At 63.3% G+C, this 5,486-nt stretch carries 7 protein-coding genes; 1 reads left to right on the forward strand and 6 read right to left on the reverse strand.

Annotated features, from left to right (window positions below; genetic code table 11):
* Nucleotides 1–386: OmpA family protein (locus tag MTR64_RS21120; protein WP_243996541.1), on the forward strand; the 386-nt coding region annotated here is incomplete at its 5' end.
* 149 nt (nt 387–535) lie between these two features.
* On the opposite strand, the gene queC is transcribed toward MTR64_RS21120, so the two are convergent.
* The 6 genes from queC to MTR64_RS21535 all read right to left on the reverse strand — a co-directional run.
* Entirely contained in the window at nt 536–1,231 is a 696-nt protein-coding gene (gene queC, locus MTR64_RS21125; RefSeq protein ID WP_243996542.1) for a 7-cyano-7-deazaguanine synthase QueC, read from the reverse strand.
* 50 nt (nt 1,232–1,281) lie between these two features.
* Nucleotides 1,282–1,713, reverse strand: coding sequence for a hypothetical protein (locus tag MTR64_RS21130; protein WP_243996543.1), 432 nt, complete (start codon nt 1,711–1,713; stop codon nt 1,282–1,284).
* A gap of 57 nt (nt 1,714–1,770) precedes the next feature.
* A complete protein-coding gene (locus MTR64_RS21135; protein ID WP_243996545.1) occupies nt 1,771–2,679 on the reverse strand; it encodes an Hsp33 family molecular chaperone HslO in 909 nt (302 codons plus the stop codon).
* Nucleotides 2,676–3,602: an ornithine carbamoyltransferase gene (argF, locus tag MTR64_RS21140; protein WP_243996547.1), complete on the reverse strand. Its 927-nt coding sequence runs from the start codon at nt 3,600–3,602 to the stop codon at nt 2,676–2,678. Before argF ends, MTR64_RS21135 begins: the two co-directional genes overlap by 4 nt.
* A complete protein-coding gene (locus MTR64_RS21145; protein ID WP_243996550.1) occupies nt 3,602–4,792 on the reverse strand; it encodes an aspartate aminotransferase family protein in 1,191 nt (396 codons plus the stop codon). Before MTR64_RS21145 ends, argF begins: the two co-directional genes overlap by 1 nt.
* A 136-nt stretch (nt 4,793–4,928) precedes the next feature.
* Nucleotides 4,929–5,486 (reverse strand): cold-shock protein (locus MTR64_RS21535; RefSeq protein ID WP_327194302.1); only part of this gene is annotated, 558 nt, incomplete at its 5' end.

The raw sequence follows: 5,486 nt of genomic DNA on the forward strand, positions 1-5,486 counted from the left end.
CCCCGCCGCCCCCGCCGCCTCCGCCGGCAGTGGTCTGCAACAAGGGCCCGTACATCGTGTTCTTCGACTGGGATAAGTCGGATATCACGCCGGAGGCCGCGACCATCCTCGACAGCGCGATCAGCGCTTACGGCAACTGCGACAGCGTGCCGATCATGCTGGCCGGCTACACCGACCGCTCGGGTACCGTGCAGTACAACATGGGCCTCTCGGAGCGTCGTAACGCTTCGGTCCGTGCGTACCTGACCAGCCACGGCATTGCCGACGGTGCGATCTCGAGCGAAGGGTTTGGTGAAAGCAACCCGCGCGTTCCCACCGCTGACGGTGTGCGCGAGCTGCAGAACCGCCGCGTCGAGATCACTTACGGTCCGGGCTCGGGCATGTAAGCGAACCGGCAACGGTACAAGATTGAGGGGTCCGGAGAAATCCGGGCCCCTTTTTCTATGGACATGAAGAATACGCACAGAAAAAGCGGCGATGGCCCAACGCGCCATCGCCGCTTTTGCTTTTTTCGCGATACCGCAGAGTTGGCCCGTCAGGCAGCGTAAGGCGTGGGATCGATCAGCCCGGCCTCGGCAAAGCCGGCCTTGCGCAGGCGGCAGCTGTCACACAGCCCGCAGGCGCGTCCGTCAGGCTGGGGATCATAGCACGACCAGCTCATGCCTGCATCCAGCCCCAGCCGGTGGGCCTCGCGCGCGATATCCGCCTTGCCCAGATATTGCAGCGGGGCGTGAATCTTCATGTGCTGCCCTTCCGCACCCGCCTTTGTCGCCAGTTCGGCGATATTCTCGAAAGCCGCTATGAATTCCGGGCGGCAATCGGGATAGCCCGAATAGTCGAGCGCATTGACGCCGATAAAGATGTCGCGGGCTCCGATCGCCTCGGCCCAGGCCAGAGTCAGCGACAGGAACACCAGATTGCGTGCCGGCACATAAGTCACCGGGATATCCGGCCCGACCCCATCTTTGGGAACTGCAATGTCATCGGTCAGCGCCGAGCCGCCGAACTGCCTCAGATCGAGCGGCAGCACCACATGGCGCTGCGCGTCCAGATACCGCGCGATGGTGCCCGCCGCTTCGATCTCACAGCTGTGACGCTGGTTATAATCGATGGTGAGGGCATTGATGGCGAAGCCGGCCTCACGCGCGAGGCCGGCCGACACCATCGAATCGAGACCGCCGGACAAGAGCACGACCGCTGGCCGGATTTCGGGGGATGAAGATGTCTGCATAGCCGACGGCTACGCTGCCAGGAGCCCGCTGACAACTGGCTCTTCGCGGTTCACTTGCCGCAAGTTCCGACCTTGCGTCCTTCCGCCGAGAACGAGAACGGAAGGCCGTTCACAATGCCCTGGCTGTCGATCTGGACAAGACCGTTGCTTTCGCGCCGGATACGGGTCCTGCCATAGCCCCGGCCCCTGCAGGTATACTGCACCGTGACTTCGTCGGCTTTGTCGTCGACGACAACGCTGGAGCAAGGAGCACCCGGATGCCTGAGCTGGATCAGCTTGCGGCCGTTGTCGAGGCACAGGTGCTGCACCACGCCACCGTCGCCGCGCTCCCGCAGTTCCCAGGCACCGCCTTCGAGCTGGTCGAGCATGCGAAGTTCCGGCCCCTGCCCAAAGGCCGGAACCGCAACCGGCACCAAGGCCGCAACGAGCAGGGGCGCACGCCAGTGCTGCAACTTCGTTCTCCGGGACACGATAACCGCCATTACCATGAATTTTTAAAAGCTCGCCGCAATTCAAGCACCGAACACATGAAGCGATGCTTAAGCCGGAATTCGAAGGATCTTCGAACAGAAGGCACAGTCGACCGGAATCATGCCATCGTCATCACGCATTTCAACCCGCTGATCTTCAGGAAAGCGCGACAGGATCGACTGATAGTGTTCGACGGTGCAACGGCATCCCCGCTGCAGTGGCTTGAGCGGCTCGACCCGGACTTCCTTTTCCTCGTGGAACAGCCGCCAGACCAGCTCTTCCATGGTGAGCGTGGGATCGACCAGCTCGCCGTGCGTGACGCTGCCCGCCAAAATCGAAACATGTTCCCAGTCGGGATGATCGTCTCCGGCGTGCAAACGTTCTTTGCCTTCCTCGCTATCCGGCAAGTGCTGCAGAAGCAGGCCACCGGCCATGCAACGCGGACCGCTGGAGCGCACCGAGATCCGGATGAGCGAGGGAATCTGTTCGGACTGCGCGAAGTAGTTCTCGCAAGCCTGTGCCAGTGAGGCGCCTTCAAGCGGCACCACGCCCTGATACCGTTCGTCGGTAGCCGCGAGATCGAAGGTGATGGCGAGGTACCCCTTGCCGAACAATGCTTCCAGTCCGGGGTTTTCGCCGAGCGCAGCGACCGCAACATCGTCGTGGCGCACATAGCCGCGCACTTCACCGTCGCGGTAATCGCACACGAGCAGGTCGACCGGTCCGCCTTCCGACTGGGCCTGAATCGTCAGCTGAGACCCTTCCTCCTTGAGCAGCGCTCCCATCAACGCCGTCAGCGCCAGCGCTTCGGCCAGAAGGTGCTTGATCAGCGGTGGATAATCATGCGCCGACAGCACGGTCTCCAGCACCGGGCCAAGCCGGACCACCCGCCCCCGCGCATGACGCGCAGGAACGGAAAAGGCCAGAACCCGGTCGAAACCGGTCTCGTTGTCGCGCAGGAGATAGTCTTCGGTCACAACTTGCCCAGAGACCAGAGCAGCACCGACTTCTGCGCGTGGATGCGGTTCTCGGCCTCGTCCCAGACCACCGATTGCGGGCCATCGATCACGCCGTCGGTCACTTCCTCGTTGCGGTGCGCCGGCAGGCAATGGAGGAACTTCGCATCGGGCGCCGCGGTCGCCATCAGAGCGGCATTGACCTGATACGGCTGCATCGCGGCCACATGCTGCTCACCGCCCGCCTGCCCCATGGAGACCCAGGTATCGGTCACAACGACCTGCGCCCCGGCCACGGCTTCCTGCGGGTTCTGCGTCAGGATCACCTCGCCGCCCGCCGCGCGGGCGCGGGCAATGAAGCCCGGGTCCGGCTCGTAGCCAGCAGGTCCGCCGATACGGATGGTAAACTTCATCAGCCCCGCTGCTTCGATCAGCGAGTTCGCAACGTTATTGCCATCGCCCAGCCAGGCCATCTGCAAGCCCGGCAGAGCATGGCCATGCTCGACAACAGTCAGCAGGTCCGCGACGATCTGGCACGGATGCGACAGGTCGGTAAGGCCGTTGATGACAGGAACGTCGGCGTAATGCGCCAGTTCCTCGATCTTCGCATGGTCGTCGGTGCGGATCATGATCGCATCGACCATGCGGCTCAGCACGCGAGCGGTATCGGCCACGGTCTCGCCACGACCGAGCTGCGTGCTGCCCGCCTCCATGATCAGCGCCGAACCCCCGAGCTGACGCATGGCCATGTCGAACGATACGCGCGTACGGGTGGAGTTCTTCTCGAAGATCATGGCGAGCACATGGCCCGCCAGCGGCGCGTCGGCATCGGGCTGGCCCTTGGGCCAGGCCTTGCGCGCAGCCTTGCGGTCCATCGCATCGTTGATCATCGCGGCGAGCACATCGCCGCCGGCATCGGACAGGCTCAGGAAGTCATGTGCCATCAGCCGGCCCCTTCTAACTCATAGCTGGCAGCGGCGGCCGACAGCTTTTCCATGAATTCGTCGATATGGCTGTCGTCGATGACGAGCGGTGGCAGCACGCGCACCACGTTGTCGCCGGCCGATACGGTCAGCACATTGTGGTTGTCGCGCATGTGCGCGACGAAAGCCCGCGGTTCCGCCTTGAGCTTGATACCGATGAACAGCCCGCGTCCGCGCACGTCCTCGAACAGATCGGGATAGTTGCCGATAAACTGTTCGATGCGGGATTTCAGCCGCTCGCCCTTGGCGCGGACTTCGGCGAGGAACGATTCGTCCGGAATGACATCAAGAATGGCCCCGACCGCGGCCATCGCGAAGGGATTGCCGCCATAGGTCGATCCGTGCGTACCCGCGACCATGCCGCGTGCGGCCTTTTCGGTCGCAAGGCAGGCGCCGACCGGAAAACCGCCACCGATCCCCTTGGCGGTCGCCATGATGTCCGGCTCGATGCCGTAGTGCTCATAAGCGTAGAACGTGCCCGCGCGGCCGACCCCGCTCTGCACTTCGTCGAGGATCAGCAGCAGGTCGTGCTCGTCACACAGCTGGCGCAGGCCCTTGAGGAATTCGTCCGTGGCGATGCGGATCCCCCCCTCGCCCTGGATCGGCTCGACAAGGAAACCCGCGGTATTCGGGCCGATCGCGGCTCTGGCCGCTTCGAGGTCGTTGAACTCCACGTACTTGAAGCCGGGAAGCATCGGGTAGAAACCCTTGTGCATCTTCTCCTGGCTCGACGCGCTGATCGTGGCGAGCGTACGACCGTGGAATGCGTTGTTGAACGTGATCAGCTCGAACTTGCCGTCGTTGCCCGCCGACTGGTGATAGGCGCGTGCGGTCTTGATCGCGCACTCCACCGCCTCGGCGCCTGAATTGGTGAAGAACACCGTGTCCGCAAAGGTGAGATCGACCAGCCGCTGCGCAATCTTTTCGCCCTGCGGGCTGCCATAGAGGTTCGAGACGTGCATCAGCGTCTCGGCTTGCTTCTGCAGCGCACCAATGAGGCCGGCGTGTGAATGGCCGAGCGCATTGACGGCAATGCCACTGGCGAAATCGAGGAATCGGCGGCCATCCTCGCTGATGAGATGGCAGTGTTCGCCGCGCACGGGCCGTACACCGCACCGGGGATAAACAGGCATCAGCGGAGTGATCGACATGTCGGTATTCCTCGAAGACAAATCTGAGTTGTGAAGATCGGAAACGACAAATGGCGGCCCTTTGCAGGCCGCCATTTGCGCGCATCTAGACTTTTGCAGCCCCCCGGTCAAACCGCCGGGGGTCTAGCTGGCCGGATCAACCCTGATGCGGCGTAAGGTTGACCGCCGAGTACTTGCCTCGTCGATCGACCTCTATATCGAATTCCACCCGGTCACCTTCGTTGAGGCCCGACATGCCCGACCGTTCAACGGCACTGATGTGCACGAACGCGTCCGGCTGGCCATCATCACGCGTGATGAAGCCGAAACCCTTCATCGAGTTGAAGAACTTGACCGTGCCGGTCGCCTTCTCACCGGTAAGCTGGCGCTGCGGGGCAGCCGGTTCGCGCTTGGCGACCGGGATCACGTCACCGACGACTACGAGGTCGCTGGCGGAAATCTTGCCACCGCGGTCGACGAGCTGGAATTCCAGCTGCTGACCTTCGGCCAGGCCTTCGAGGCCCGCACGTTCGACCGCGCTGATGTGCACGAACACATCGTCGCCGCCCTCATCGCGCTGAATGAAGCCGAAGCCCTTGGCTCCGTTGAAGAACTTGACGACGCCCTTGCCCTGGCCAACGACCTGAGCCGGCATGCCGCCGCCACGCGGGCCGCCACCGCCGCCACCGAAGCCGCGACCACCGCCGCCGAAGCC

Origin of the sequence: Novosphingobium album (ex Hu et al. 2023), from assembly GCF_022832385.1 — a bacterium.
Taxonomy (GTDB): domain Bacteria; phylum Pseudomonadota; class Alphaproteobacteria; order Sphingomonadales; family Sphingomonadaceae; genus Novosphingobium; species Novosphingobium album.